The 24,828-nt window shown below is 41.7% G+C and carries 29 protein-coding genes; 11 read left to right on the forward strand and 18 right to left on the reverse strand.

Annotated features, from left to right (window positions below):
- The first annotated feature begins 2 nt into the window (after positions 1–2).
- Positions 3–914, forward strand: a complete 912-nt coding sequence (locus ESV85_RS08030) for a DMT family transporter (RefSeq protein WP_146916420.1) — start codon at positions 3–5, stop codon at positions 912–914.
- On the opposite strand, the gene ESV85_RS08035 is transcribed toward ESV85_RS08030, so the two are convergent.
- The 8 genes from ESV85_RS08035 to ubiE all read right to left on the reverse strand — a co-directional run bounded on the left by ESV85_RS08035 (position 911) and on the right by ubiE (position 7,723).
- Positions 911–1,804: a M23 family metallopeptidase gene (locus tag ESV85_RS08035; protein ID WP_146916422.1), complete on the reverse strand. Its 894-nt coding sequence runs from the start codon at positions 1,802–1,804 to the stop codon at positions 911–913. The genes ESV85_RS08030 and ESV85_RS08035 overlap by 4 nt on opposite strands.
- Positions 1,805–1,932: 128 nt before the next feature.
- Complete coding sequence (locus tag ESV85_RS08040) at positions 1,933–3,009, reverse strand: DUF3810 domain-containing protein (protein WP_146916424.1); 1,077 nt, start codon at positions 3,007–3,009, stop codon at positions 1,933–1,935.
- A 10-nt stretch (positions 3,010–3,019) separates the two neighbouring features.
- Complete coding sequence (locus ESV85_RS08045) at positions 3,020–3,601, reverse strand: NifU family protein (protein ID WP_146916426.1); 582 nt, start codon at positions 3,599–3,601, stop codon at positions 3,020–3,022.
- A gap of 124 nt (positions 3,602–3,725) precedes the next feature.
- On the reverse strand, positions 3,726–4,460 hold the full coding sequence (locus ESV85_RS08050; RefSeq protein ID WP_146916428.1) for a ThuA domain-containing protein: 735 nt from the start codon (positions 4,458–4,460) through the stop codon (positions 3,726–3,728).
- A gap of 59 nt (positions 4,461–4,519) precedes the next feature.
- Positions 4,520–5,266: a M15 family metallopeptidase gene (locus ESV85_RS08055; protein ID WP_410488853.1), complete on the reverse strand. Its 747-nt coding sequence runs from the start codon at positions 5,264–5,266 to the stop codon at positions 4,520–4,522.
- Positions 5,263–6,027 (reverse strand): SDR family NAD(P)-dependent oxidoreductase, encoded by a 765-nt coding sequence (locus ESV85_RS08060; protein ID WP_146916430.1) that lies wholly within the window; start codon positions 6,025–6,027, stop codon positions 5,263–5,265. The genes ESV85_RS08055 and ESV85_RS08060 overlap by 4 nt, the downstream gene beginning before the upstream one ends.
- Before the next feature lie 218 nt (positions 6,028–6,245).
- Positions 6,246–7,052, reverse strand: coding sequence for a porin family protein (locus tag ESV85_RS08065; protein WP_146916431.1), 807 nt, complete (start codon positions 7,050–7,052; stop codon positions 6,246–6,248).
- Complete coding sequence (ubiE, locus tag ESV85_RS08070; RefSeq protein WP_146916433.1) at positions 7,001–7,723, reverse strand: bifunctional demethylmenaquinone methyltransferase/2-methoxy-6-polyprenyl-1,4-benzoquinol methylase UbiE; 723 nt, start codon at positions 7,721–7,723, stop codon at positions 7,001–7,003. The genes ESV85_RS08065 and ubiE overlap by 52 nt, the downstream gene beginning before the upstream one ends.
- 124 nt (positions 7,724–7,847) lie before the next feature.
- Between ubiE and yihA the strand changes: the two genes are divergently transcribed.
- From yihA to ESV85_RS08095, 5 genes are all read left to right on the forward strand, one after another.
- Complete coding sequence (gene yihA / locus ESV85_RS08075) at positions 7,848–8,450, forward strand: ribosome biogenesis GTP-binding protein YihA/YsxC (RefSeq protein WP_146916435.1); 603 nt, start codon at positions 7,848–7,850, stop codon at positions 8,448–8,450.
- Between the two features lie 49 nt (positions 8,451–8,499).
- A complete protein-coding gene (locus tag ESV85_RS08080; protein ID WP_146916436.1) occupies positions 8,500–8,988 on the forward strand; it encodes a DUF5606 domain-containing protein in 489 nt (162 codons plus the stop codon).
- 42 nt (positions 8,989–9,030) lie between these two features.
- Positions 9,031–9,339 carry a hypothetical protein gene (locus ESV85_RS08085; RefSeq protein WP_146916440.1) on the forward strand — a complete coding sequence of 103 codons (309 nt, stop codon included), beginning with the start codon at positions 9,031–9,033 and terminating at the stop codon, positions 9,337–9,339.
- Positions 9,340–9,417: 78 nt separating this feature from the next.
- Positions 9,418–9,894, forward strand: a complete 477-nt coding sequence (locus ESV85_RS08090) for a lipocalin family protein (protein ID WP_146916442.1) — start codon at positions 9,418–9,420, stop codon at positions 9,892–9,894.
- A gap of 102 nt (positions 9,895–9,996) precedes the next feature.
- Positions 9,997–11,118 (forward strand): sugar phosphate isomerase/epimerase family protein, encoded by a 1,122-nt coding sequence (locus ESV85_RS08095; RefSeq protein ID WP_146916444.1) that lies wholly within the window; start codon positions 9,997–9,999, stop codon positions 11,116–11,118.
- A gap of 208 nt (positions 11,119–11,326) precedes the next feature.
- On the opposite strand, the gene rnhA is transcribed toward ESV85_RS08095, so the two are convergent.
- The 4 genes from rnhA to aroQ form a co-directional block, all read right to left on the reverse strand.
- Complete coding sequence (rnhA, locus tag ESV85_RS08100; RefSeq protein WP_146916446.1) at positions 11,327–11,779, reverse strand: ribonuclease HI; 453 nt, start codon at positions 11,777–11,779, stop codon at positions 11,327–11,329.
- A gap of 38 nt (positions 11,780–11,817) precedes the next feature.
- Entirely contained in the window at positions 11,818–12,408 is a 591-nt protein-coding gene (locus ESV85_RS08105; RefSeq protein ID WP_146916661.1) for a MarC family protein, read from the reverse strand.
- 226 nt (positions 12,409–12,634) lie between these two features.
- Positions 12,635–13,690, reverse strand: a complete 1,056-nt coding sequence (locus tag ESV85_RS08110) for an aminotransferase class V-fold PLP-dependent enzyme (RefSeq protein ID WP_146916448.1) — start codon at positions 13,688–13,690, stop codon at positions 12,635–12,637.
- An 11-nt stretch (positions 13,691–13,701) separates the two neighbouring features.
- Entirely contained in the window at positions 13,702–14,115 is a 414-nt protein-coding gene (gene aroQ / locus ESV85_RS08115; protein WP_146916450.1) for a type II 3-dehydroquinate dehydratase, read from the reverse strand.
- Positions 14,116–14,213: 98 nt separating this feature from the next.
- Here aroQ and ESV85_RS08120 point away from each other — a divergent pair, with 98 nt between their 5' ends.
- From ESV85_RS08120 to ESV85_RS08135, 4 genes are all read left to right on the forward strand, one after another.
- Positions 14,214–14,399, forward strand: a complete 186-nt coding sequence (locus ESV85_RS08120) for a type II toxin-antitoxin system VapB family antitoxin (RefSeq protein ID WP_146916452.1) — start codon at positions 14,214–14,216, stop codon at positions 14,397–14,399.
- A 39-nt stretch (positions 14,400–14,438) separates the two neighbouring features.
- Positions 14,439–15,344 (forward strand): site-specific tyrosine recombinase XerD, encoded by a 906-nt coding sequence (gene xerD, locus ESV85_RS08125; protein ID WP_146916454.1) that lies wholly within the window; start codon positions 14,439–14,441, stop codon positions 15,342–15,344.
- Between the two features lie 76 nt (positions 15,345–15,420).
- The gene (locus ESV85_RS08130; protein ID WP_146916456.1) at positions 15,421–15,978 is read left to right on the forward strand and encodes a hypothetical protein; all 558 of its coding nucleotides are present in this window, start codon (positions 15,421–15,423) and stop codon (positions 15,976–15,978) included.
- Between the two features lie 318 nt (positions 15,979–16,296).
- A complete protein-coding gene (locus ESV85_RS08135; RefSeq protein WP_146916458.1) occupies positions 16,297–16,938 on the forward strand; it encodes a hypothetical protein in 642 nt (213 codons plus the stop codon).
- Between the two features lie 76 nt (positions 16,939–17,014).
- Here the strand turns inward: ESV85_RS08135 and ESV85_RS08140 are convergent, their stop codons facing one another.
- Entirely contained in the window at positions 17,015–17,836 is an 822-nt protein-coding gene (locus ESV85_RS08140) for a purine-nucleoside phosphorylase (protein ID WP_146916460.1), read from the reverse strand.
- A 94-nt stretch (positions 17,837–17,930) separates the two neighbouring features.
- Here ESV85_RS08140 and ESV85_RS08145 point away from each other — a divergent pair, with 94 nt between their 5' ends.
- Positions 17,931–18,455: an NADPH-dependent FMN reductase gene (locus tag ESV85_RS08145; protein ID WP_146916462.1), complete on the forward strand. Its 525-nt coding sequence runs from the start codon at positions 17,931–17,933 to the stop codon at positions 18,453–18,455.
- Positions 18,456–18,458: 3 nt separating this feature from the next.
- On the opposite strand, the gene ftsZ is transcribed toward ESV85_RS08145, so the two are convergent.
- The 5 genes from ftsZ to murG all read right to left on the reverse strand — a co-directional run bounded on the left by ftsZ (position 18,459) and on the right by murG (position 24,805).
- On the reverse strand, positions 18,459–20,129 hold the full coding sequence (gene ftsZ, locus ESV85_RS08150) for a cell division protein FtsZ (RefSeq protein ID WP_146916464.1): 1,671 nt from the start codon (positions 20,127–20,129) through the stop codon (positions 18,459–18,461).
- 108 nt (positions 20,130–20,237) lie between these two features.
- Entirely contained in the window at positions 20,238–21,548 is a 1,311-nt protein-coding gene (ftsA, locus tag ESV85_RS08155; protein WP_146916465.1) for a cell division protein FtsA, read from the reverse strand.
- A gap of 10 nt (positions 21,549–21,558) precedes the next feature.
- Positions 21,559–22,317 (reverse strand): cell division protein FtsQ/DivIB, encoded by a 759-nt coding sequence (locus ESV85_RS08160; protein WP_146916467.1) that lies wholly within the window; start codon positions 22,315–22,317, stop codon positions 21,559–21,561.
- Positions 22,314–23,726: a UDP-N-acetylmuramate--L-alanine ligase gene (murC, locus tag ESV85_RS08165; protein ID WP_146916469.1), complete on the reverse strand. Its 1,413-nt coding sequence runs from the start codon at positions 23,724–23,726 to the stop codon at positions 22,314–22,316. Before murC ends, ESV85_RS08160 begins: the two co-directional genes overlap by 4 nt.
- Positions 23,723–24,805 (reverse strand): undecaprenyldiphospho-muramoylpentapeptide beta-N-acetylglucosaminyltransferase, encoded by a 1,083-nt coding sequence (gene murG / locus ESV85_RS08170; protein WP_146916471.1) that lies wholly within the window; start codon positions 24,803–24,805, stop codon positions 23,723–23,725. The genes murC and murG overlap by 4 nt, the downstream gene beginning before the upstream one ends.
- Positions 24,806–24,828: the final 23 nt, after the last annotated feature.

Below are 24,828 nucleotides of genomic sequence, written 5' to 3' on the forward strand. Positions count from 1 at the left end.
AGATGTCCACTACCACCAACGACAGCAATCTCAGAAACTGGGGTTTACTCATACTTTTGTCCCTGATTTGGGGCAGTTCATTTATCCTCATCAAAAGAGGATTAGAAGTGTTTTCAGCCGGAGAAGTTGGGGCTTATAGAATCGTAGCAGCAGCGACCTTCCTCTTGCCGCTTTCAATTCCAAGACTAAAAAATCTTGACAAATCCCAGATCAAAAACCTGATCATCGTGGGATTAGTTGGAAGCTTCATTCCTGCTTTTCTTTTTGCAAAAGCCCAGACACAACTCAGCAGCTCTCTAACAGGCGTTCTCAATGCGCTCACTCCACTTGCTGTTGTCGTCATCGGCGCATTGTTTTTTAATTCCAAAATCACCCGTCGAAATGGAATCGGCCTAGCCATCGCATTTATCGGGGTTTTTATCTTGGTGACTGTAAAAGAAGGTTCAGGATTTGGTGCATTTGCTGATATCAACTCGTATGCTTTCTATGTAATTCTTGCTTGTATCTGCTATGGATTCAATCTGAATATTATCAAATACCGATTCCAGAAGCTCAAACCAATAGAGATCACTGCTATTTCCCTGATCATGGTTTTGCCTATGGCGCTGATTTACCTGATGGCAGGTACACAGTTTTCTTACAAAGTCGTGAATATTGACGGTGCACTTCCTGCCCTTGGCTATGTCACACTATTGGGTGTGATGGGTACAGCGATCGCGCTGATTATTTTCAATGTGATGGTGAAGACGGCAACGCCAGTTTTCGCAGCTTCAGTTACCTACATTATTCCAATTGTAGCCATCTTCTGGGGTGTGCTTGATGGCGAAGTGTTACTTTTCGGACACTACATAGGAATCGTAGCAGTGATCATAGGAGTATGGTTTGGGAATAGGAAGAAAATAACTCAGCCTTAATTCCCCGCCTCATAGGTCTTTTTCTCCTTTTTGCTCATTTCCGCAGTCACTACCTCCTCGGGATGCACCACGACTAATTCTTGCATTTCGGAGATATCGGACACGCCTTCCTTAGAGATAAACTTCATCGGAGTCATTTCATAGTTAAGCTTTGCTGTACCGTCCTTTACAGGTTTCATATTGGCTAATCTTACATGAAAGCCGGAGTTATAATCTTCACCAGCTGACTCGGCAATCACATCACCTGGAAAAACCACCTGACCCAATTTTACTTTTTCACTCCCAGGACTCAAAACCATGATTTTGGTTAGCGATCCATCCTCATGGAAGAGCTCTATGAAGTTTTCTCCTCGGTCGAAATCCAAATTATTTTTATCTGCATATTTATCCATACTAATCTCTGAAACCACTCCTTTGCGAGGAGCTACCACCTCAGTAGGCAAGCCAAACCTGAAAGAAACCCCAACATAATCCGTATTCTCCTCCCTTGGCTGGTGACGATTTTCGATATGCGTCATGCGAATTCCCGTCGCAACAGTGCCTTCTTGCAAAGGAATCAGGTAAACCGTTTCATCTTTTGATTTTCTGCTATAATCGCCTTTGATGAATGAATAAGTATAGCGCAGGTTTGTAGACTGGCTTTCTGTCACTCTTTTCAGAGTCACCACTTTAGATTTACCTGGCCGGGCAATCACTATCCCCGTATTACTTATTGAATTCAAGTTAGTCAGCTCAGTGTAGTCTATTAAAATAGTGTAGGGTACATTCCCCGTATTGGTGGCATACAATTCCATACTTCCTTCTTCACCCCGAACAGTTTCCATGGTGATTTGAGCTACGCAAATTTGCCCGAAAAAGAATGAACAAAGAATAATTATAAATGGACGCATAAGTTGATTTGGGAGTAAAAAACTAAGTGCTGAGACTGATCAAGTGAATCAAGAACTCAGCAAGAGAAAACCCAAAATAGTGATTTTGGAAAAACGTCTTAAACTAAAAATGAAAAAGTTTCAATAATTTAATAGCCCCACTTCATTCGCTCTCGCCAAGCAAATGCTAGTTTAGGCAGTTGTTGATAGCTGTTGATTCCAGCTTTAACACCCTGCGTTTTCAGGAAAACATCGTTTGTTTTTCTGCTTAATTCTAAAGAATATGCTTTAACAGATTCACTAGCTTTTTGCAAGGAAACCAAATCATTTCGTACTCCTAGATCCAAGGTTTTCACCCATACTTTGTATTCATCGGGCGCCATACGATAATAGTCACGGATTTGATAAGTCAACAACCTTAATTGTCCTGAATAGCGCAAGAGTGGATCATCACTATTGGTACAGATCACCCATGCAATGAAATTCGCCTCGCCCTCATCCGTCACCCCATAACTATGAGCCATCTCATGCGCAACTGTAAAAGGCTTCTCCAGCGCATGTAAAGTAGGGTCGATATAGCTTTCTCCAGTAAAGGGAAAATAGATACCAAGAATCCCCATTTTCCTCATAAATCCTGGAGGAGGAAAAAGCTTGGTTCGTGGTCTACCTGTGAAATTCAAACCAAGCATATCGAGATTGTCTGCAATATTTGCCCGCACGAGTTTTTCCAACTCAGGATAGGGTAAAATCTCCTCAATAGCTGTGGTGTCCTGAGTGATAGATTTCCTGTATTGTTGCACTAGGCGCTGCGTGATGAGCACCTCGTGTTTTAATTCCTCCAAATTCATAGCATGCGGACTAAGCCCCAATTGCAGCACTATTGGAGTTCGCTGATAATTAAACCCCCAGAGGAAAAGGAAAAAGAAGATCAATGCCCCAATTCCATTAGCTAATGCCCGGAAAGTATAGAACAATTTCCATTTCCATCCTTTGCGTTCGGTAAGCCTAAAAAGATAAATGCCAATGACCAGCATCACTGACACTATAAACAAATAAACGCTGGGAAAAGGCAATCTTCCCAGCGTCATATCTATTACATTCCGGATTCCCGGAAAGAATATTCTAGAATAAATATCGTCTGTTGCTTCAGGGTTTTGAGCCGCCAAATAACGTATTCCCAAAGCAATAACTCCAAGAATCGCCCAGGACCAATCTCTCTTACCCATATTTAACAGCTTAAACTCCTTCTGCTACCACTTCCTTCACTTCCGGAAGCATTCGGGTAAGAAGGTTTTGAATGCCGGCTTTCAATGTCACCGTACTTGAAGGACATCCTGAGCAGGAGCCTTGCAACTGAACTTTCACCACGCCTTCATTGAAAGAATGGAATACGATTGCTCCTCCATCCTGCTCTACAGCCGGACGAATGTACTCATCTAAGATTCCTTTAATCTTTTTCACTACTTCAGAATCATTCTCATCAAAAAGTGGATCCTTTTCAATATTTACTGGTACTGGCGCTTTGCCTGCTTCCAGATATTGCTTGATATGATCACGAACAATGCCCTGAATCTCGGACCAATCAACACTATCAGACTTGGTTACAGTCACAAAATTAGAAGCGACAAAAACGCGCTCCACCGCTGCAAAATTGAACAGTTCCTGAGCTAAAGGGCTGATTTTAGCACTTTCAGCATCTGGAAAATCAAAACTTACTCCCTCATCCACCAACATAAAATTGGCTACAAATTTCAGGGAATTCGGATTTGGATTAGCCTCCATGTAGAGGTGTACAGGTCTTGCTTGTGCTTGTAGCATGGTATTCTTGATGTTTGTTTAGAAAACCGATTTGCCGGTATTAAGTTCCAGCAAATCGGAATTTCATTTGTATTCTTGGCTTCAACTGTTAATCAGTAAGCCTTCTGCTGGTTAACCTGCCGTACTATTTGAATGGATGTCCAGTAGCTGCGTACCAAATTCCACCATAAAGATGCTTCAGGAAAACATCATCTTCCCAGGCAGAATCCACATGTCCCAGAGCAGTATAAAAAACTCTTCCGCCTTCGAATTCATGATACCAAGCCATAGGGTGATTGTCACCATTTCCTTTGGCAACTTTGTAAGTACTTTCATCCGCTTTGATCAGTATGTTCAAGTCTGGATTGATGTCTCTGTACTCATATAATTCATCTGTCCACATCCAGTTTTTTGGCAAATGCCAAGTAGAAGGATGATTCTGATCCACCACTTCTAATCGCAAGGTCTGCTGAGCTGGATGAGCTAAGAAGTAAGCGCCCATCATTTTGTTGTACCAAGGCCACTCGTATTCTGAATCAGCCGCCGCATGTACACCTACTATACCTTTTCCGCTTTGCACAAATTTCTGCAAAGATGCCTGGGCAGCTTCATCGAATATGGTTCCAGTAGTGGAAACCAAAATAAGCACATCGTACTTGGAAAGACTTTCTTCAGAAAGCACTTTTGGATCTTCGGAAGTATAAACACTAAACACCTGCTTTTCACCCATTTTCTTCAAAGCAACTATTGCATTTGGAATGGATTGATGGCGAAAACCAGCTGTTTTGGTATAGACCAAAGCTTTGAACTGCTGAGCAGACGCTACCAGAGCGATACTGAAAATCAGCGAGAGGGTAAGAAGAGTCTTTTTTAAGGTCATAGGTATTGAGTTATAGGGTTATTGAAAATTGATACTTATTAATTGAAAATTGGTCATTATTACTTGATAATTTCAAACTTTTCTCCTGCTTCTTGTCTGGAAAAAGCATTGAAATGCCACCATTCCGACCCGATTCCTGAGAAGCCATTTGCTGTCATCACTTTACGAAGAATATCCCGATTAGCAACTTGAGCTCTGGTAAGTTTTCCTTCAGAAAGCATTTGCTTTTCACGGTCAGGATAAGCCGGATAGCCAAAGTAATCATAGCTAGTGCCCATATCCAAAGTTGAGTCAGCTTTCGTGTCAAAAATCGTCAAATCCACCGCAACTCCAAAGTTGTGTAAACTGCCTTTTTTAGGATCCGCAACATAAAGTGGCTTCAAACTATCGGGTTTGTCCAGATTGTCCCAAAGAATCTGCTGCACAGAAGATGGACGTACTCCATCATATACAAGCAAAGTATACCCAGGATAGTCAGTTTTCAGCATTTCCTGAGCCTTCTTCAAGCGCTCCGCTACTTCTGGCTGAAGAAATGCTTTAGTTAGATCTCCATATACGTCTTGATTAAAGAAATTATCAGTAGTAGAATACTTTAACTCTACCTTAATTCCAGGAATTACTTCCTCCACATTCACCAATCCTTGGCCGCGAAGAGTCATTTCCAATTCAGGCATTTCCTCCACAAGTTCTTTTTCCTTTATTGGGCCCAATTCTTCCAGTCGCTGCTCGGAGAATACCTCCTGATCGCTTTTCGGAGAAGAGCAGGCAATCGCTAGCGTAAGAAAAATTAAAGCTGATCTTTTCAAGATTTCGAATTTCTATTCACAATCGTAGCAGATGCTTGTGCTGTTGGCAAAACCACCACATCAGCTATTGTTACATGTGGAGGCCTAGTTACGGCAAACTCTACAATATCTGCAATATCCTGAGCTACCAATGGTTCAATTCCCTGATAAACAGTCTCCGCCTTACTTTCATCTCCTTTGAAGCGGACCAGAGAAAACTCCGTCTCCACCAAGCCTGGGTGAATCGCTACTACCCGAATACCAAATGAATTCAAGTCCATTCGCATACCTTTGGTGATAGCATCCACAGCATGCTTACTTCCGCAATAGACGCTACCATTAGGATACACTTCCTTTCCGGCTATGGAGCCGATGTTGATTATCATTCCTGACTTACGAACTGTCATTCCCGGAATAATCGCTCGGGAGACATAAAGAAGCCCTTTCACATTGATATCCATCATGGCATCCCAATCGTCCAGATTGGCAGTTTGCACCGGGTCAATCCCATGGGCATTTCCGGCATTATTGATCAGTACGTCGATGGCTTTCCATTTCTCAGGAAGATTATCCAGAATCTCTTTTACTTTTTCCCGATCACGCACATCGAATATCAAGGGCAAAAAATCAATCCCTTCAGGTAATTCAGACTTTAGTTCTTCCAGACGATTTCCGCGTCTGCCTGTGGCGATAATGTTGTAACCTATTTTGGCAAGGGTAATTGCAGCAGCTTTGCCGATTCCAGAAGTTGCTCCAGTGACTAAGGCAATTTTATTTTTCATCTGTTTATTTTTAGTTTTTTATTGGTCAGATAGCCTGTCCCGTTCCGATACCTATCGGGATAGATTCGGGAGAATCTCGCTCGGTGAATAATCATCCCTTTTCGTGCCGCTTTCGACATGCTTGATTTCCTGCTTAAAGATAAAAAATTATCAATGATCAATTTTCAATACTCCTTGATCAAGTTAAAAAACCCTTCCCACCTTAAAACTTTCAACCTCTACTGAAAATTCAGATAAATAGTAATTGATTTTTTCTTAAGCGAAGAAATCGCATCTCTTAGCTCTGGAAGTGTATTTTCGGCCTGATAAAGATTATTCAAACCATGAGAGAAGCGGATCTCTGGAGCAAATTTGAAGTACTTGAAATAAACTTCGAAGCCCATTCCTGCTTCTAGCGAAAAATCCTGACCAGTCATGACGATATCATCCACATTAGCTTCATCCTGGCTTTTGGTACGGAACTGATAGCTCGCCCCACCCAGCCAATACATTCTTGTATTGTTGAATCGTTGAGACCTGTATTTGAAAAGAAGTGGAAGTTCTACCACAGTTTCTTCCGAGGTATATTCTACAATCCTGCCTTGATTCTCTATATCTATAATTATATCTCCCCCATCCGTAATTACATTTTCCTGATCAGTAAAATAGGTGACATCCGTCTTATACTCATAGAAACCCACTTTGGGAGTAAACATCATGGAAACCTGATCATGGAATCTCAAGATCCCTACGAAGCCAAGTGAAAATCCAGGAGAAAATTTAGGCTGTATACTTCGCACATTAGTGAAACCGTTAGTCACCGCAGCATTCAGAAACACATCAGAATACTTCACTCTCAATGTGCTATTATGGGTAGCCAGAAAGAATCCGTAAGAAAGAGGTTTATTATCAGAGCTTGAAGCTGAAGTCAAGCCAAACATACCTTGCCCAAACGTTGGAATCGTTGCTAAGAAAAATACTAAACCTACTAGGACTACTTTGTTCCTACGTAGATTGAGCTTATTCCAAATGTGAGTGGTTTGCATAGGTTGCTAGTGAATCCAACGTTATTCATAATTCTCAGGAAATCCATTCCATCAGGAAAGGCCTGCACTGACTCAGGAAGATAAGTATAAGCAGAATTGTCCTTCGATACAATTTTGCCGATCTGTGGAAGAATCGCTTTGGAATAAAATGCATAAGCTTGCTTCATCGGAGCTTTTGTTGGCTTACTAAATTCCAAGATCACCACTTTGCCACCTGGCTTGAGCACACGATACATATCTGCTAGCCCTTTATCCAGGTTCTCAAAGTTCCTAACACCAAATGAAACGATGACTGCATCAAACTTATTATCTTCAAAAAGTAGTCCTTCAGAATCTCCAAGCTGAAGCTCGATTTTATCTTCAAGACCTTTTTTCTTCATTTTTTTACGACCTTCCTCCAGCATTCCTTCCGAAATATCCACTCCGATGATCTTATCTGGGTTTAAAGAAAGCGCTTCGATCGCAAAATCTCCTGTGCCAGTAGCGATATCAAGGATCAACTTGGGCTGATCGTCTTTAAGATATTTAATTGCTTTTTTTCTCCAAGTGATATCAATTCCCATGCTGAGCACGTGATTGAGCAAATCATATTTGCCAGAGATATTGTTGAACATCTCAGCTACCTGATCTTTTTTGGAATCTTGCTTGTCTTTGTAAGGAACTACGGCCATTCTGAATTCTGTCTTTGAAAGAACAATAATAGGCAAGAATCACGAGGAATGGAAAAAACTTCCACTTCCGCTTCATCCTTCCCTTTTCGGATAATATCGTACTTTTGCAAACAAATACCAGCAGATGATCCAGACAGCAACCTTTGTAATCAGTAATTCTAACCCCGGAAATTGTCCCAAGCCTGACCGAGCTGAGATTGCTTTTATCGGTAGATCTAATGTGGGCAAAAGCTCACTGATCAACATGCTAGTCAATCAAAAAGGGCTGGCAAAGACCTCTCAAAAACCAGGTAAAACCCAGCTGATCAACCACTTCATCATCAACGATAAGTGGTACCTAGTCGATCTTCCAGGCTATGGCTTCGCCAAAGTAAACCTGAAAGTGAAGCAAGGTTGGGAAAGTATGATCACTACTTACCTCACGAAGCGGGAGAATCTATGCGGCGTATTTGTATTAATAGACAGTAGATTAGAACCGCAGCAAATTGATCTAGAATTTTTGCTTTGGTGTGGAACACAGGAAGTACCTACAGCACTGGTATTCACTAAAGCCGACAAGCAGTCCAAATCAAAAACTGATCAAAACATCCAGAAGTTTCTAAAGAAAACGAGAGAGATGTTCGGAGAAAACCCCGATTACTTCGTGACTAGTGCAGAAGCAAGCACTGGTAAAAAGGAACTGACGAAGTTTATGGAACAACTAATAACAGAATATACAGCTAGGTGAATCATTTAATTGATAATCCTATATTTGCATCCTCGAAAAAATAAACCAAATGAATTTTAAAGATCTTGCTACCGTAGCCGGTAAACCCGGTTTGTTCAAAGTTTTGAAGCCTTCACGTACAGGAGTAATCCTAGAAAGCATGGATGCGAAGAAAACTAAACTCGTTGCCGGCATGGCCCAGCGTGTATCTATTTTAAGCGATATTTCTATCTATACCTTGACAGAAGAGGGTGCTGAGCCTTTGGAATCTGTGATGCAGAAGATAGAAGCGGAATTCCAAGGTGATCTTGGCCTCGATGCCAACCCAGATGATGCTGAGCTGAGAGCGTTCATGAAGCATATTCTTCCAGAGGTTGATGAAGCTAGAGTTTACACTTCTGACATCAAGAAACTGATCACTTGGTACAACTTACTTCGAGTACAAGCTCCTGAAGTTTTGAAAAAAGATGATAAGGAAGTAGAGAAAGCTCCTGAAGTGGAAGAAAAAGCTAAAGAAGAAAAACCTAAGGCGAAGGCAAAAGGAAAATCTAAAGAATAATACTACTGCCCCGATTAACGTCGGGGCTTTTTTGATACCAGCATGAGCGAATCCTTATCCCACGATACTTTTTCCCTGCTTAGAAAAGACTTTGAACTCCCTGAAGTCACAGCGGATTTTGATGAAGAAAAAGCAATCTCCACGCTTTCCAAAGTCATTGCCTATATGCTAGACCGGGAATTTGAGCGCTTGCTTCAGATCTGTTATCGTATTGATCTAGGAGAAGAAAAGCTCAAAAAAATCCTTCACTTGTCCGAACCTGACCAGGTAGCACCAGATTTAGCTCGTGCGCTTTGGAATCGCCAAAAGCAAAAAATAGAAATCAGAAGAAGGTATTCATCAAACGAATAGTGCTCTTCGTCATTATTCCAACCAGTCTAACCCTAATTTTCCCTATTTTAGACTTTCTATTTAAAACCATTTTTCTCTATGAAATCATTATTCAAATTAAATTTTCTAGTGGCACTCACTTGCCTTGTTGTGTTAGGATCATGTAGCAGCGATGACGATACTGATCCGCCGAAGACAGATGCCGAACTTATCGGATCAGGCATTACTTGGAAATTTAGCAAAGTCACTGCCGCAGGAATTGATGCAAGGGCTTTTATAGATGCTTGCCACCTCGACAACCTAATTACATTTAACTTCGAGACTAACCTTAAAACTGGAGTAGTAGATTCCGGTGCCACCAAATGCGATGACTCTTCTCCACAGACAGAAGATTTCACGTGGGATTATAATGAATCCACTAAAATCTTATCTGTCAATAGTGATGTCATCGATATCCCTGGTGCAGCAGGTGATTTAAAAGTGGTAAGCATCACTAGTGTTGAGCTTGTGCTTTCTCAAAATGTTGCGATACCGGGCTTTGGTACCCAAGAAGTGAAACTCACATTAGTTCATTGATTTTCCTTCAACTTCTTTAAAATCCTTAAAAGGAAATAGACCATGAGCTTGTAAGCAGTTGGTTTATTTCCTTTTTTTGTTTCACTCCCAAACTATCTGACTATGGCAAATCCTATCTGGATCATGACTTCTGCTTTTGACCAACTTAATTTGGATCAAACGGTAGAAAAAGCATTAGAAATTGGTTCTCAAGGCCTAGATCTTTGTGTTTTTAGAAAAGATGGAACGCGTGACGACTTTGTGGCAACACATCTTGATTATGAAAACTTCGGGCTTGAAGAAGCCAAAAAACTTCTAGAGAAATTCAATGGAGCCAAACTCCGACTTTCCATAGGAGCCTTTGACAATCTTATCGGAGGAGATCCAGCTGAACGCATCAAGAATCAAAACCATCTACTGAGATTGATCCGAATGGCCTACTTGCTAGGAGGAGATGAAAACGACGTGAAGGTCGGGACTTTCGTGGGTTACAATCACGAACTCGGAAATCAAGAAGGCGGCTTTGAGAAAAACCTATTAGAATATCAGCGAATCTTTGGGCCAATCATCCGCTATGCAAATAGCCTTGGGGTAACGGTACTCTATGAAAACTGCCCAATGGAAGGCTGGAGAAGTTCAGGTCATTTCGGTACGTTCAACAATCTCACTGGAGTTTTGGCCGCTCGAAAAATCATGTACGAGCTAGTTCCTGAGTCCAATCATGGAGAAATCTACGATCCTTCTCACGATGTCTGGCAACACACCGATCCTGTGGAAGTGATCAAAAACACAGACATGAACCGCCTGAAGAGAATCCACGTAAAATCCACCCGAAACAATCCTAATCCATTCTGGGGAAATATGTATCCCATGCAGGAAGTGAATCCTGAAATGGCCGCGAAAGCTGGAATTACTTCTAGCACCAATCCTTGGGATAGACATCACTACGAGGCTACCCTTCCTGGTTTTGGACTTGGTGACTCAATGGACTGGCGAGCTTTTGTGAATATTCTAAAGAAATGCAAGTTCACTGGCCCTTTTGAAATAGAAAATGAAGCCGTTCTCTCTAAGCAAACAGGCAATATGGGAGCCATCGTCCAAGGATGTAAAGCTGCTGTCCAGAACCTTGCTCCCTTGCTTTATGAATTGGGAGAGGATGGCTGGCAATATCCTGATTCAGAACATAAACCACTTTTGGAGGTAAATCGTGCGGATTTACCGTTGGTGACGATGGAACAATTATAAAGTATTAAATAAGTAGTCTGAATTAAAAAATTGAATGGATACACTAGTTTACGATGATAACGTAAACTAGTGTCTTTTATAAAAAGAAATTTTTAAACTTACGCTAAACCAAACAGACTCACTTTCTTCTGTTGGAAAAACAATCCATATAATCCCGGTGAAGGACTTTCTCAGAGTTTATATCCAACAGCTTTAACACCAAGAGAATTTACAAACTCGCTTCATATCCTGTATCGACTTGCAAATCAAATCCCTCTGCAGCCTGAACAGCTAACACATCGCAACGCTCATTTTCGATGTTGCCAGCATGGCCTTTTACCCAAATGAATTTGGGTTTGTATTTCAGATGAAGCGGAATGTAGCGTAGCCAGAGATCTGGGTTTTTCTTGTCTTTGAAGCCTTTTTTCTGCCAGCCCCAAATCCACCCTTTCTCTACAGAATCCACCACGTATTTGCTATCCGAATAAATCTGAACAGGGAATTCGGTTGTATTGATAGCCTGAAGTGCACGGATTACCGCTAGCAACTCCATGCGATTATTAGTAGTAAGTCGAAAGCCTTCGGAAAGTTCTTTGCGATGTTTGTTGAATTTTAGAACGGCGCCATAGCCTCCCGGACCAGGATTGCCTTTGGCGGCGCCATCAGTGTAAATGGAAATCATAGAAGTAAAGTTAACTGAAAATACGCTAGACAATCGGTTTATAAACCCGATTCCATACCCATAGGAAAGGCATTTGTCTTGAAAATCTTAACGGCAATGGAAAGCAGAATAATCCCAAAAATCCTTCTCAAAACGTCTAGGCCTGTTTTGCCGATTTTACGCTCTAGCCAACCAGTACTTTTCAGCACGATATAAACCAAGACCAAATTCAGTAGAATTCCAATGGCAATATTGATCTGCGCAAACTCAGCTTTCAGCGTCAAAATAGTGGTGAGTGTCCCGGCACCTGCAATCAAAGGAAAAGCAATTGGCACAATAGAAGCACTCTCCTTGGCATCTGGATCGGACTTGAAAAGCTCTACACCCAAAATCATCTCCGCTCCAATCGCAAAAATGATCAGCGCACCAGCAATTGCAAAGTCCTCCACTCCTATACCGAAAAGGCTTAAAATGGATTTGCCAGCAAAAAGAAACAGAATCATCAAAACACCCGCAGCCAAAGTGGCTTTTTCAGACTGAATATGGCCTATTTTCTGCCTTAGGTTGACAATAATCGGAATAGATCCGAGGATATCAATTACAGAAAAAAGGATTAGGGAAACCGATAGAATTTCTTTCAAATCAAACATTCCGCGAAAGTAGGTATTTAACGGTTGAGGTTTCAAAAACCTCGAAGGTTTTTGAATTATGAAATGGTGAAGAAAAAAATCTCTGTGAAATTCTTCGTGAACTCTATGGCTCCGCCGTGAAAACAAAAAAGGTCCAAGCCTGCCTGCTGCAGGCAGGTCAGGATACTTGAACCAGTTAGGTATTTAGACACTGCGTCCTCTGCGCAAAACTCCGCGTACTCTGTGGTTAAAACCTCCCCAAAAACGCAATCAACTTATCCATTTCCGCATTGGTGATTGCAGGGAAATTGGCGATTCGGAAACTGGTAGGCTTGTGTGGACCGTATCCAGAACCCAACTGCATCCCTTCTTTCTCAGCATCTTTTTTCACAGAATAGATCAAATCTTCCGAGCCAGTCACAGCCAAAACTGTTGTGCTTCTTGTTTCTGCATTATCGACAAGCATTCGAAGTGACTTAGATTGAGCTACTGCATTTTCCAGCTTATGCATGCGGCTACGTAGATTCGAATCGATGTGCTGAATTTCTTCCAAATCCTTCAATACGCGGTTGAGCAGATAGATCCCCAAGACATTCGGCGTATAGTGCGTCTGATAGCCAGCTGCATTTTCCAGGATAAAACTCAAGCTGTTATATAGCCCCTTTTCTCCTTTGCTTTCGCACTTTTCTATGGCTTTTGGAGAAAGAATGAGAATCCCCAAACCTGCTGGAAGACCGAAGCATTTCTGAACAGATGCATACCAAATATCCGCCAAACTGAAATCCAATTCGATTCCAGACATGGAAGAAGTAGTATCTACTGCGATCATTTTCTCAGGATACTTTTCCTTGATCGCATCAATTACTGACATCGGAACTTGAGTCGCATTGGCAGTTTCATTTTGCGTGAGCGCGATCACATCAAAGTCCTCGCTGATTTCCAAGCTTGCTACATCGATTGCCTGATTTGCTTCGATTTTCAGACCGTCGGTAGCTGGATTGATATGCTTTGCAAAGCCAATCCACTTTTTCCCAAATGAACCAGAGTAGATATGAAAACTCGCCTGCTGCACGATGGACTGGGTGATAATTTCCCAGTTTTCGGTGGCGCTAGAAGTGAAAAGCAACTTGTAATCATCCGGCATGTGCAGCTTTTCACGCATCAATTGCTCAGTTTCCTGATACAAATGCATGAAAGCATTACTGCGGTGATTGGCACTTAAAATGCCATCATTGTAGGCATCTTGCAGATAAGTCGGAAGGGCATCATAAACTTTTGATGGCCCGGGTGCAAATGTGAGCATAGGGAAATAGGTTATTGAAAATAGAGAATTCCTAGCGCGTAGCCTTTCAGGCCTAGACCAGAGATCATACCGACGCAGGATTTGGAAATAATGCTTTTGTGGCGGAATTCCTCTCGCTTATAAATATTTGAAATGTGAATCTCCAGTGTAGGTGTAGTTACCCCAGCAATGGCATCAGAGATCGCCACTGAAGTGTGAGTGTATCCTCCGGCATTCAATAATATGGCATCAAAAGAAAAGCCCACTTCGTGGATTTTATTGATCAGTTCACCTTCCACATTACTTTGATAATAATGCAATTCAACATCCTGAAAAGCTTTTTTCATACCCTCAAAATATTCTTCAAAAGAAGTGCTTCCATAGACTTCCGGTTCTCTTTTTCCGAGAAGGTTAAGATTTGGACCGTTTATTATCAGGATTTTCAAAACTTAGTTTCGTTTAGGTTTGAGGGATAAAGTTAGAAAGTTTTAAGACTGGAAAGTTCTAAAGTTGTAATTTTACTATTGTCCCTCACAAATAAGACATGAAGATCGACATTGATGAAAAGTTAGTAGCTGAAATCTTAAAAAGAACTGGAGACAAAAGTGTTCAGGAAGTTGTTGATGCAGCATTGAATGCTTATCTCAGAAAAATCAATTTGGCTGAATTGGCCAATCTAAGAGGTAAAATCACATGGGAAGGAAATCTGGATGAAATGAGGGAGTGTTAATTTTCCAATTTTTAAATCTTCCAATCTTCCAATCTTCCAATGAGCAATCTCTGGCAAAATCATATCAAGCAATTCCGTCATTACCTTAAGCTGGAGCGTTCCTTGAGTGAGAACTCTATCGAAGCTTACACCCGTGATGTGGAGAAGTTGGCGGCTTATTCCGATACTAATTTTCCAGAAAAAAGCCCTTTAAATCTCGAATTAGAGCATTTACGGAAGTTCGTGAATGACTTAGCCAAACTGGAAATATCAGATTATACGCACGCTAGAATCATATCCGGGATCAAAGCTTTCTACAAATACCTGATGTATGAGGATAGAATCACCGAAGATCCGGCGCAACTTCTAGAAGCTCCGAAGCTTGGTAGAAAACTTCCTGACACCTTAAGCTATCTGGAAATTGTTCAACTACTAGAGGCGATTCCTCTCGGCGAACCCGAAGGTCATCGTAACCGAGCTATTCTGGAAATGCTTTATAGCTCTGGTCTGCGGGTTTCTGAATTGACAGAATTAAAAAAAGGGCAGGTTTTCGAAGATGTTGGATTTCTGAGAGTGACCGGAAAAGGAAATAAAGAACGCTTGGTCCCAATTGGAACTGATGCTTTGAAATATCTGAATATCTATAAAGATGAAGTTCGGGTGCATCAGACCATTGCCAAAGGCCACGAAGAGTTTGTCTTTCTAAACCGACGGGGTAAGAAACTGACTCGGGTGATGATTTTCCTGATTATCAAAAAGACAGCAGAACAAGCCGGGATTGAGAAAAATATAAGTCCGCATACATTCCGGCATTCCTTTGCCACCCATCTCATCGAAGGAGGAGCTGATCTTCGTGCGGTTCAAGAAATGTTAGGTCATGAAAGCATTACAACCACAGAAATTTACACGCATTTGGATCGTGATTATCTGAGGCAGGTACTGACAGATTTTCATCCAAGGAAATAAATGTTGGTTGTTGGTTGTTGGTTGTTGGTTGTTAAACAAAAAAGAATAGTTTTGGAGAATTAAAATTATAGTCTCAATGAAAAAACTATTCACACTTTTTGTCTTTCTATTTTCAATTTCACTTGCCAATGCTCAGGAAGCAGAAGTGACCACCAATAAACCAGAACTCCAAATAGGTTTTTTAGGAGTTTGGCTGAACAATGAATATAGGCTTTCGGATCAATTTGCCTTAAGAGCAGAAATCGGATTAGATATGCAGGCTTGGGGAGATTTAAACTACACAAGTAGCTACGTGTTTTTGCCCGTAATCACAGCGGAACCTAGATGGTATTATAATTTAGAAAAACGAAGTAATAAGGGAAAGACCACCAAAGGTAACTTTGGAAATTTCTTTTCTTTAAAAACCAGTTTTCATCCTGATCTCTTTGTGATTTCTCAATACGATGATATTGTCATCCCTGATTTGTCGATCGTACCTACTTGGGGAATCCGCCGACCTATATCCACAAATTTTGTATTTGAAACAGGGATTGGATTCGGTTACATACATTATTTCTACAAATCCCAAGGATACTCTTATGATGATGGGAATCTAATGGTGAATTTGCATCTCAGATTTGGATACAGGTTTTGACAATATTTCAACTAACTTACCTGCATGATTAATATTCTATACAAACTTTTCCCAACTCTGAATAGCTTTACCAAGCGTCAAAAACTAATGTTTCGCCTTTTGCTTCTCAGTGTAAGTATGATACCTTTTGGAGCTTATTTCAAAAATAAATGATCAGCCAAATGCTGATTTAATCTTAGGATCAGCAATGATTCTTCACGTCATTTCAATCGTTGGATTGGTGAGTAAATGGGCTAAAAATAGAACCATAAGTGAAGTGTCGCAGTAGCTCAAGGCTTTATCAATCGCTCACAAAACCAAAATTTCACTTTCCACATTTTGAAAAAAGTATTTCTACTGCTATTTATCCTAATAGCATTTTCCGCCTGCACCTCCACAAAAATCTACACCCGGTTAAAATGCCATATCTGCCTTGCTCAGTCAGACGGCGTTTTGCTTTTGCCTTTACCTTGGGATGCAGGATTCAGCAAACTTTCTCCAGGTGAGCAAGCTGATCTTGAATTGCAGGTATTGGACATCCTTCGGGACAAAGGTTTTACGAAAGTTGAACTCTATGACCGACTGGAACACGAACTATTCTCCGCAGGAATAAATGATCCAACTGATCCTGAGCAAAGAGCTAAAATCAATTCTATCTTAGGATATCCTTACTTTTTGGGAATAACGCTGGGAGACACGAGAAAGTCTGATGAATGGGATTATAGAACCGAGCAGGAACTTTACGAAATGAATCCGCCAGCTCCAGACATGGAAATATCAGCCACTATCCGAGTAGCACTGATTGAAACTGCAACAGGAAAAATCGTGTCGGACAATGCTATAATCACAAAAATTAGCGATTGGGGAACTCCAGACGAAGACGGCGGAGTAAACTTTTGGAACTTTGGATCTGTAAGTCAGGCAATCCGAAAAGCTACCAGCAAAGGAGTTGCGAATATGGTGAAAGATTGCGGTTGCTAACTCCAAGTATCATGACACAAGATTGAACTACCTAGACTGATCCTTATAAATTAGCCCAAGAAGTGAGAGATATGACCTATTTAATCACTCTCACCAATTCCTTGATAATCGCAGCCATCATAGGCTCAGCGATGGCAGCAGCGGCTAATACTTCCGCCAGAGTGATTCTTTTGATCTTTCCTTCCACGCCTAAATCGGTGATTGCGGAAATCCCAAAAACTTCAATCCCCATTTGCCTCGCGACGATCACTTCTGGTACGGTACTCATCCCCACGGCATCAGCGCCAATTCCACGGAGATATTTGTATTCAGCTGGAGTTTCTAGGTTTGGCCCTTGCACACCTGCATAGATTCCACTGTGTACCCGAAAATTATTTGCTTTCGCAAAACCCCGTGCAACTGCATGCAATTCTGATGAATAAGCATCGCTCATATCTGGAAATCTTGGCCCAAATTCCTCGTAGTGTTTTCCACGAAGTGGGCTCTCTGGGAATAAATCTATATGATCACGTATCAACATCACATCTCCTACTTCCTGATCAGGGTTCAGCCCTCCACTAGCATTTGAAACGAGTAAAGTCTTTATCCCAAGCTTTTTCATCACTCGAACAGGAAAGGTGACTTCCTGCATAGAATAGCCTTCGTAGTAATGAAAGCGACCTTTCATAGCCATAACCTTTTTGCCTGAAAGCTCCCCAAAAATCAATTTTCCAGAATGACTTTCTACAGTAGAAAGCGGGAAATTAGGAATATCTGCATAGTCAATTTCTTTTTCTACGGTGATCTGATCCCCCAAATGACCAAGGCCAGTTCCGAGAATGATCGCAATTGATACTTCACCAGTATATTGTGAGCGAATGAAAGAAGTTGCTTCTGAAATTTGATTTAGGTAATTCATAGAGATTATTTTGCCAGTCCTAAATATATAAATTACCACCCATCTTCGAACTTTTGCATAGGCAAGAATGTATTGCATTCAGAAAAAACAGATAATGATCAAGATAATAGTAGGAACAAACCGCAAGAATTCTGTCTCTAAAACCATCGCAGAGCTATATCAAAATCTTTTAAATGAGAGAGGTGAGAAATCAGAAATCCTTGAATTGGAAAACTTACCCGGTGATTTTATTGATAATGCTTTGTATGAAAATAATGGGAAGCATGAGTTATATAATGAGTTCCACGATCAATTGGTGGATGGAAAAAAGTTTGTTTTCATCGTACCTGAGTACAACGGTTCTTTCCCGGGAATTTTAAAAACATTTATCGACGGGATGACCTATCCTAATACATTTAGGAATAAAAAGTGTGCTTTGGTGGGGATTTCATCTGGAATAGGCGGGGGTGGCATCGCTATGAGCCACCTTACCGACATCTTCCATTATCTGGGAATGCATGTCCTTGCTCTCAAGCCAAAACTGGCTAAGATAGAGCAAAATATGTCAGATAACCTGCTCACCAACAGGTTGTACATGGACTTGCTGCAAACCCAGGCAGACATGCTGCTTGAATTTTAGGACTTAGTCCACATTATCATGCAGGAATCTATTATTACCTAGAATCTCATTGTCATCGCTCAAGTTGTACTTGCTTATGCTTGGCTCTGAGCTATGCTGAGGTTCGTTCAATACAACATTTTTACGCTGATAAGCTGGCACTTCCATCTTCTCCTTCAATTCGTCTGGAGTTGGATTGAAAGCACGATTACCTTTTAGCTTTTCGAAACGCTCGTGCGCTCTCTGAATAGCCTTCTGCTTCATCTGCTCATAGTAATCATTTGCAAAAGCAGGAGTTGCAGGCTCTTCTTTCCTAGGCTGATCTTCAGTTTTCTTTTCATCTTCTTCTTCGAAAAGGTCATGAACGATTTTCTCCTGAGCAGGCTTAGGAGCTTCAGCTTTCACTTCTTCCTTAGGCTTCATGAAAGTAAATAGGCTTTCCTTTTTAGGAGCAGGAGCTTGAATAGGCTCTTGTCTTGTAGGGGCTTCAGCGGCCGGCTTCACTTCTGGAGCTGACGCTGGCATAGGAGTTTTTGGCATAGAAAACACAAAAGTAGATCCTCCAGAAACTGACTCTTCCTTCACTTTTTCAGATTTTCCAGAGTCCAAATTGATCACTGTCTTTTCTTCCACTACTTCTTCTACTGGAGCGCTTGCTACTGGAGCAGGGGCAGGAATTACTACTGCTTTTGCAGCTTCTACTTTCTTGCTGGCTCCTTGAAGTCTGTCCATTTCGAAACCTGTAGCAATTACAGTTACACGAATAGCTTTGCCCAATTCAGGGTCGATACCTTGACCGAAGATCACTTCAGCATTGTCTCCAGCCTTCTCTTGGATGTACTCCGTGATTTCGCTCAATTCGTCCATTGACAATTCTTCGTCTTCACCAGACATAATAGAAAGCAATATTTTCTCAGCTCCTTTGATGTCTACATTGTTCAACAAAGGAGAAGAAATAGCAGCACCAGCTGCACGGATCGCACGTCCTTCGCCTTCCTCAGTGGAAGAACCCATCACAGCAGCACCGGCATCTTTCATTACTGTCTTCACATCTTCAAAATCCACATTGACATCCTGATGGATAGTGATGATCTCAGCGATCGATCTCGCAGCAGTAGATAGAATATCATCTGCTTTGCTGAAAGCAGTTCTGATGGCAAGATTGCCATAGATCTCTCTCAGTTTGTCATTCAAAATAACCAGTACAGTATCACAGTTCTCACGAAGCGCTTCAATACCTGCCTGAGCTACATTCATTTTCTTCTTTCCTTCGAACATGAATGGAGCGGTCACGATACCCACAGTCAGGATATTTAGTTCTTTCGCGATTCTAGCTACTACGGGAGCTGCACCTGTACCGGTACCTCCACCCATTCCAGCAGTGATAAATACCATTTTGGTGTTATCAGCCAATAGCTCACGGATCTCATCCTCTGATTCTATCGCTGCATTTCTTCCTTGCTCAGGATTTGCACCAGCACCTAGACCTTCGGTCAAATTGGCACCAAGTTGCAACCTAAGTGGAACCGGGCTAGACTTAAGAGCCTGAGCATCGGTATTGACTACCACAAACTCAACGTCCTTAATACCTAAACCAAACATGTGGTTTACGGCATTAGAACCGCCTCCACCTACGCCGATCACTTTTATTATCGACTTCGGGTTTTTGTGTAAATCAAATCTGTAATCTTTCATGTTATCTGACATATTTATTTTTATTGGTGAAATTTCTATGGTTGTTATAGTGGGATTTTAAATGGGGAAATTGGCAGCAAAGCCGGCAATCTCCCCCAATCATAAGCCCTAGTAATTTGAGTCGTCACCGATATCATCACTTAGAATACCTTTCAGTCTTCCGGCGATTTTATCGAATATATCTTTTGGATTGATGTCTATACTTTTAGCCCTTTTTACCGGTTTCCCGTTAGCGGTACGATTAGTATATCCTTGATCTCTGTCATCAAGTGCTTTGAATCCCGCAAGTACCAAACCTACCGAGGTTGCATACATTGGGCTCTTTACTTCTTCGATCACCGACTTACCCAAGTGTTCATTTGGATAGCCTATTCTTGTATCCAGACCAGTCATGTATTCAAATAACTGACTGACAAATTGCAGCTGCGCACCACCACCGGTAAGAACTATTCCTCCAGCCAGTTTTTTGTAATGCCCACTTTGCATGATTTCATTTTGCACGATCTCAATAATCTCTTCCATTCTTGCCTGAATGATAGATGCCAGATTCCGAATAGAAATCTCTTTTGGTGCTCTATTTCTCAAGCCCGGGATAGATACGATCTCGTTTGGATTTGCTTCTTCTGTGATTGCTTTTCCAAATTTTGTCTTCAGAAGTTCAGCCTGATTTTGCATCACCATGCATCCTTCTTTGATATCCTTGGTGATGATATTTCCACCCAAAGGAATCACAGCAGTATGACGAATAATGTTTTCATAGAAGATGGCGATGTCTGTGGTTCCGCCCCCTATATCTACCAGGCAAACGCCTGCTTCTTTCTCATCGTCGCTTAATACAGAAAGTGAACTCGCAAGTGGTTCCAGAATTAATTGCTTGGAAACTAATTCAGCACGGCGAACACATCTGTTAATGTTATTGATAGCGGTGGTCTGAGCTGTGATGATATGGAAATCAGCCTCTAGACGTGTACCAGACATCCCTACAGGATCTTTGATACCACCTTCGTAATCCACGGTGTAATCCTGTGGCATTACGTGAATAATTGTATTTCCCGGAGGGATCAGGATATTTTCCATTTCGCTGGAAAGTCTCCTCACATCTTCTATGGTAATCTCATCATCCGTCGGCTGACGCATAATGCTGCCACTTTGAATTTTGCTTTGGATGTGCTGGCCTGCAATTCCTACAATGACATCCACGATATCCACATTCGCCATTTCTGACGCTTCTTCCACAGCCTTTTCGATTGCATGAACAGTCTTGTCAATATTGGTCACTACGCCACGATCAACCCCGTCAGAAACGGCTTTGCCCATGCCCAGCACCTCGAGTTTTCCATACTCATTTTTGCGGCCCACGATGACACAGATCTTGGTTGTACCAATATCCAGTCCTACTATTAATTCCTTATTTTCCATATCCAAGCTATTATTCACAGACGATTTGATCCTTAAACTTTACACTTACCCTATCATAAGCGTTCCAACCCTTTCGGGGCAATATTTCCTTATAAAAGACCGCTATACGGTCAAATTTATTTGCTATATCATGCGCATCTCCGAACTCGATAATTTGCCTTCCAACTTGTTGGAAAAGACGAATATTATCTTTGGAATTCACTTCCAATTCGGTGATCTGCGCGCTCCAAAATTCATCTTCAGTGATAAAAGTGATTAGGTCCATCAGCTCAGGCATATCTGCTGTGATATCACCTTTATCCATCAGCATCTCTGCATAGTCCCCTTCCAGAATCAACACACGGCTGGTGTATGAAGTAGAGGTCGGAATAACTTTCCCTTCCGTAGTGATATATCCATCAGCTCCCATCGGCTGAGCGATTCTCGCAACCGGCTGATGCTGACTGATCTTCAAATTCAAGATGCCTTTTTGACCAATCATTGCTTGCACTGACTTCACAAAAGGATGCCCAAGCAGCCTAGTTTCAATGGCTTTCATCGGTACCTCTTCCAGCATTAATCCTGGTTTTAGATCAGGAAATGCTTGGCTTAGGATTCTGGCGATTTCAGCGTCTTCCACGAAATAGACTCCGCTAACTCCTTCAATATTTATTTCAGTCCCTTGGAAAGTTTTATACAGCGTCTGCTTTTCTACAAAGCCAATAAATCCTACCAGCACCAAAGTGAGCACTACAAAAGCGAGTATCTTTTTTACGTTTGCCTTTATCATGATTCAAATCGGTTAAGTCCCTCTTTCATCCAAGAAGCAATTCCTGGCACCAAACGATCTATATCTCCTGCTCCAAGCGTGACCAAAACCTCCGTAGAAACCTGATCCAAATGACTCATCAAATCCTCCTTGGCTACCAATTCCTTATGCCCAGTATTGATGCCTTCCAATAGCATCGCAGCAGTCACTCCTTCAATCGGAAGTTCTCTCGCAGGATAGATATCCAGCAAAATCACTGAGTCTGCCAGGGAAAGACTTTCAGAAAAACCTTCTGCAAAATCTCTTGTTCGCGTGAACAAATGCGGCTGGAAAATGACAGTCAACTTCTTCGTAGGGAACATAGCTCGCACGGAACTTAAGCAAGCTCTGATCTCCTCAGGGTGATGCGCATAATCATCAATGAAGACACGATTACCTTCATTCACATGAATCTCAAATCTTCTCTTAACTCCTTTGAAAGAGCTAATTCCATTTCTGATCTGCTCTACTGAAATCTGGTGATCCAAGGCAATAGCAATTGCTGCCAATGCATTTTCCACATTATGAAAACCTGGAATAAATAGCTCCAGTCCCTTGATCTCATTTTTGCCATCCAAATAGTCAAAGACGAATGAACCAGGTCTAGCCTGAATATTCTCAGCTCCAATCCCAGATGATCTCAAGCCGTATTCTCGAGTAGCGACCTTCGGAAGCTTACCTTCTCCAAGTCTTTGCGCAGCTTTCTGCTGTATATATAATCTTCCTTTTTTATCTACCAGATTGACAAACTCCAGGAATCCATCTAGAATGTGCTGCTCATCACCATAGATATCTAAGTGATCTGGATCAGCACTTGTCAATACCACTTCGTTAGGATGAAGCCTTAGGAAAGAGCGATCAAATTCATCCGCCTCTACCACGACTAGCGTCTTCTCTTTTGACTTCTTGTCTCCAAGAATCAGGTTACTCTGATAGTTCTGAGTGATCCCACCAAGAAATGCTACCACAGGTTTGCCTGCAGACTTGAGCATGTGCGCGATCATGGAAGAAGTAGTCGTCTTTCCATGTGTTCCCGCCACCGCAATGGTGTAATAGGAACTCGTCACCATACCTAGTACTTCAGATCTCTTCTTGAATTGATAGCCATTTTCCTGAAAGAAATTCAGCTGAACACTGCCTTTTGGCATAGCTGGAGTCCAGATGATCAGCGCCTTTTCCGGGCTTTCCTTGATCACATTTGGTATAGTCTCCAATTTATCTTCGAAAGAAATCTGCATTCCTTCAGCGATCAATTCGTCTGTAAGTGAAGAAGGTGTGCGGTCATAGCCAGACACAGCATATCCTTCATGGCGGAACCATCGAGCTAAGGCACTCATGCCTATGCCGCCGATACCGAGCAAATGGACGCTATTTATTCCTTCGAAACTCATACAAACAATTGTTCTATTTCTTCCACTATGGCGTTTGCCGCATTCGGCTTGGCCAGATTCTTTATATTTTTCCCTAATGTTTCAGACAGCTTAGTGTCCTCCATTAGCTCTTTTACTTTTTGTTCCAAAGCGCCTACTGCTTCTGAATCTTTCAGAAGTAAAGCTGCGTCATGACTTACATAAGCCATGGCATTTTTGGTCTGATGATCTTCAGCCACATTTGGAGACGGTATGAAAATCACCGGCTTGCCCACTAGGGAAAGTTCCGAAACCGATAAAGCGCCAGCTCTAGACACGATCAGATCTGCTGCAGCATAGGCCATATCCATTTCGCGGATAAATTCATTCAGATGAATTGTTGTCAAGCCTGATTCTGCCAGCTTTGATTTCATCTCTTGGAAATAAAACTTACCACACTGCCAAAGCACTTGGTAACCTTCTTCATCCAGTTTTTGCATATCTGCAAGCACCGCTTGATTGAGTGTTCTGGCTCCAAGAGATCCTCCTAAAACCAAGAGTGTTTTCTTAGCTGGATCCAATCCGAAATGCGCCAGTGCCTTTTCTCTTTTTCCCGATAAATCAAGAATGTCCTTTCTAACAGGGTTTCCTGTATAGGCTATTCTATCTGCAGGGAAAAAGCGATCCATCTCAGGATAAGCAACACAGATTTTTTTGGCTCTTTTAGCCAGAATTTTATTAGTCAAGCCAGCATAGGAGTTTTGCTCCTGTACCAGCGTAGGAATTCCTTTTCTTTGCGCAGCATAAAGTACTGGACCGCTCGCATAGCCACCGACTCCTACCACTGCATCTGGATTAAAATCCTTGATGATTTGCGAAGCCTGAGTTAGACTTTTCAACAGCTTGAAAGGAAACTTGAGGTTTTCAAGAGACAAACTTCTTTGCAAGCCAGCTACTGGAAGTCCCTTGATTTTGTATCCAGCTTCAGGGACTTTCTGCATTTCCATTTTGCCCAAAGCACCCACAAATAAGATCTCGCTGGAAGGATGTTTTTCCTTCCATGCATTCGCAATAGCGATAGCCGGATAGATATGTCCACCGGTACCTCCACCACTGATCAAAATGCGATATGTGCGTTGTGTGT

The sequence above is a fragment of the Algoriphagus aquimarinus genome, from assembly GCF_007997215.1.
Lineage (GTDB): Bacteria > Bacteroidota > Bacteroidia > Cytophagales > Cyclobacteriaceae > Algoriphagus > Algoriphagus aquimarinus_A.

What these genes read in the sequence shown, in the direction of transcription:
- ESV85_RS08030 (WP_146916420.1), top strand. Translation starts at nt 3, where the DNA reads ATGTCCACTACCACCAACGACAGCAATCTCAGAAACTGGGGTTTACTC.
- ESV85_RS08035 (WP_146916422.1), bottom strand. Translation starts at nt 1,804, where the DNA reads ATGCGTCCATTTATAATTATTCTTTGTTCATTCTTTTTCGGGCAAATT.
- ESV85_RS08040 (WP_146916424.1), bottom strand. Translation starts at nt 3,009, where the DNA reads ATGGGTAAGAGAGATTGGTCCTGGGCGATTCTTGGAGTTATTGCTTTG.
- ESV85_RS08045 (WP_146916426.1), bottom strand. Translation starts at nt 3,601, where the DNA reads ATGCTACAAGCACAAGCAAGACCTGTACACCTCTACATGGAGGCTAAT.
- ESV85_RS08050 (WP_146916428.1), bottom strand. Translation starts at nt 4,460, where the DNA reads ATGACCTTAAAAAAGACTCTTCTTACCCTCTCGCTGATTTTCAGTATC.
- ESV85_RS08060 (WP_146916430.1), bottom strand. Translation starts at nt 6,027, where the DNA reads ATGAAAAATAAAATTGCCTTAGTCACTGGAGCAACTTCTGGAATCGGC.
- ESV85_RS08065 (WP_146916431.1), bottom strand. Translation starts at nt 7,052, where the DNA reads ATGCAAACCACTCACATTTGGAATAAGCTCAATCTACGTAGGAACAAA.
- ubiE (WP_146916433.1), bottom strand. Translation starts at nt 7,723, where the DNA reads ATGGCCGTAGTTCCTTACAAAGACAAGCAAGATTCCAAAAAAGATCAG.
- yihA (WP_146916435.1), top strand. Translation starts at nt 7,848, where the DNA reads ATGATCCAGACAGCAACCTTTGTAATCAGTAATTCTAACCCCGGAAAT.
- ESV85_RS08080 (WP_146916436.1), top strand. Translation starts at nt 8,500, where the DNA reads ATGAATTTTAAAGATCTTGCTACCGTAGCCGGTAAACCCGGTTTGTTC.
- ESV85_RS08085 (WP_146916440.1), top strand. Translation starts at nt 9,031, where the DNA reads ATGAGCGAATCCTTATCCCACGATACTTTTTCCCTGCTTAGAAAAGAC.
- ESV85_RS08090 (WP_146916442.1), top strand. Translation starts at nt 9,418, where the DNA reads ATGAAATCATTATTCAAATTAAATTTTCTAGTGGCACTCACTTGCCTT.
- ESV85_RS08095 (WP_146916444.1), top strand. Translation starts at nt 9,997, where the DNA reads ATGGCAAATCCTATCTGGATCATGACTTCTGCTTTTGACCAACTTAAT.
- rnhA (WP_146916446.1), bottom strand. Translation starts at nt 11,779, where the DNA reads ATGATTTCCATTTACACTGATGGCGCCGCCAAAGGCAATCCTGGTCCG.
- ESV85_RS08105 (WP_146916661.1), bottom strand. Translation starts at nt 12,408, where the DNA reads ATGTTTGATTTGAAAGAAATTCTATCGGTTTCCCTAATCCTTTTTTCT.
- ESV85_RS08110 (WP_146916448.1), bottom strand. Translation starts at nt 13,690, where the DNA reads ATGCTCACATTTGCACCCGGGCCATCAAAAGTTTATGATGCCCTTCCG.
- ESV85_RS08120 (WP_146916452.1), top strand. Translation starts at nt 14,214, where the DNA reads ATGAAGATCGACATTGATGAAAAGTTAGTAGCTGAAATCTTAAAAAGA.
- xerD (WP_146916454.1), top strand. Translation starts at nt 14,439, where the DNA reads ATGAGCAATCTCTGGCAAAATCATATCAAGCAATTCCGTCATTACCTT.
- ESV85_RS08130 (WP_146916456.1), top strand. Translation starts at nt 15,421, where the DNA reads ATGAAAAAACTATTCACACTTTTTGTCTTTCTATTTTCAATTTCACTT.
- ESV85_RS08140 (WP_146916460.1), bottom strand. Translation starts at nt 17,836, where the DNA reads ATGAATTACCTAAATCAAATTTCAGAAGCAACTTCTTTCATTCGCTCA.
- ESV85_RS08145 (WP_146916462.1), top strand. Translation starts at nt 17,931, where the DNA reads ATGATCAAGATAATAGTAGGAACAAACCGCAAGAATTCTGTCTCTAAA.
- ftsZ (WP_146916464.1), bottom strand. Translation starts at nt 20,129, where the DNA reads ATGAAAGATTACAGATTTGATTTACACAAAAACCCGAAGTCGATAATA.
- ftsA (WP_146916465.1), bottom strand. Translation starts at nt 21,548, where the DNA reads ATGGAAAATAAGGAATTAATAGTAGGACTGGATATTGGTACAACCAAG.
- ESV85_RS08160 (WP_146916467.1), bottom strand. Translation starts at nt 22,317, where the DNA reads ATGATAAAGGCAAACGTAAAAAAGATACTCGCTTTTGTAGTGCTCACT.
- murC (WP_146916469.1), bottom strand. Translation starts at nt 23,726, where the DNA reads ATGAGTTTCGAAGGAATAAATAGCGTCCATTTGCTCGGTATCGGCGGC.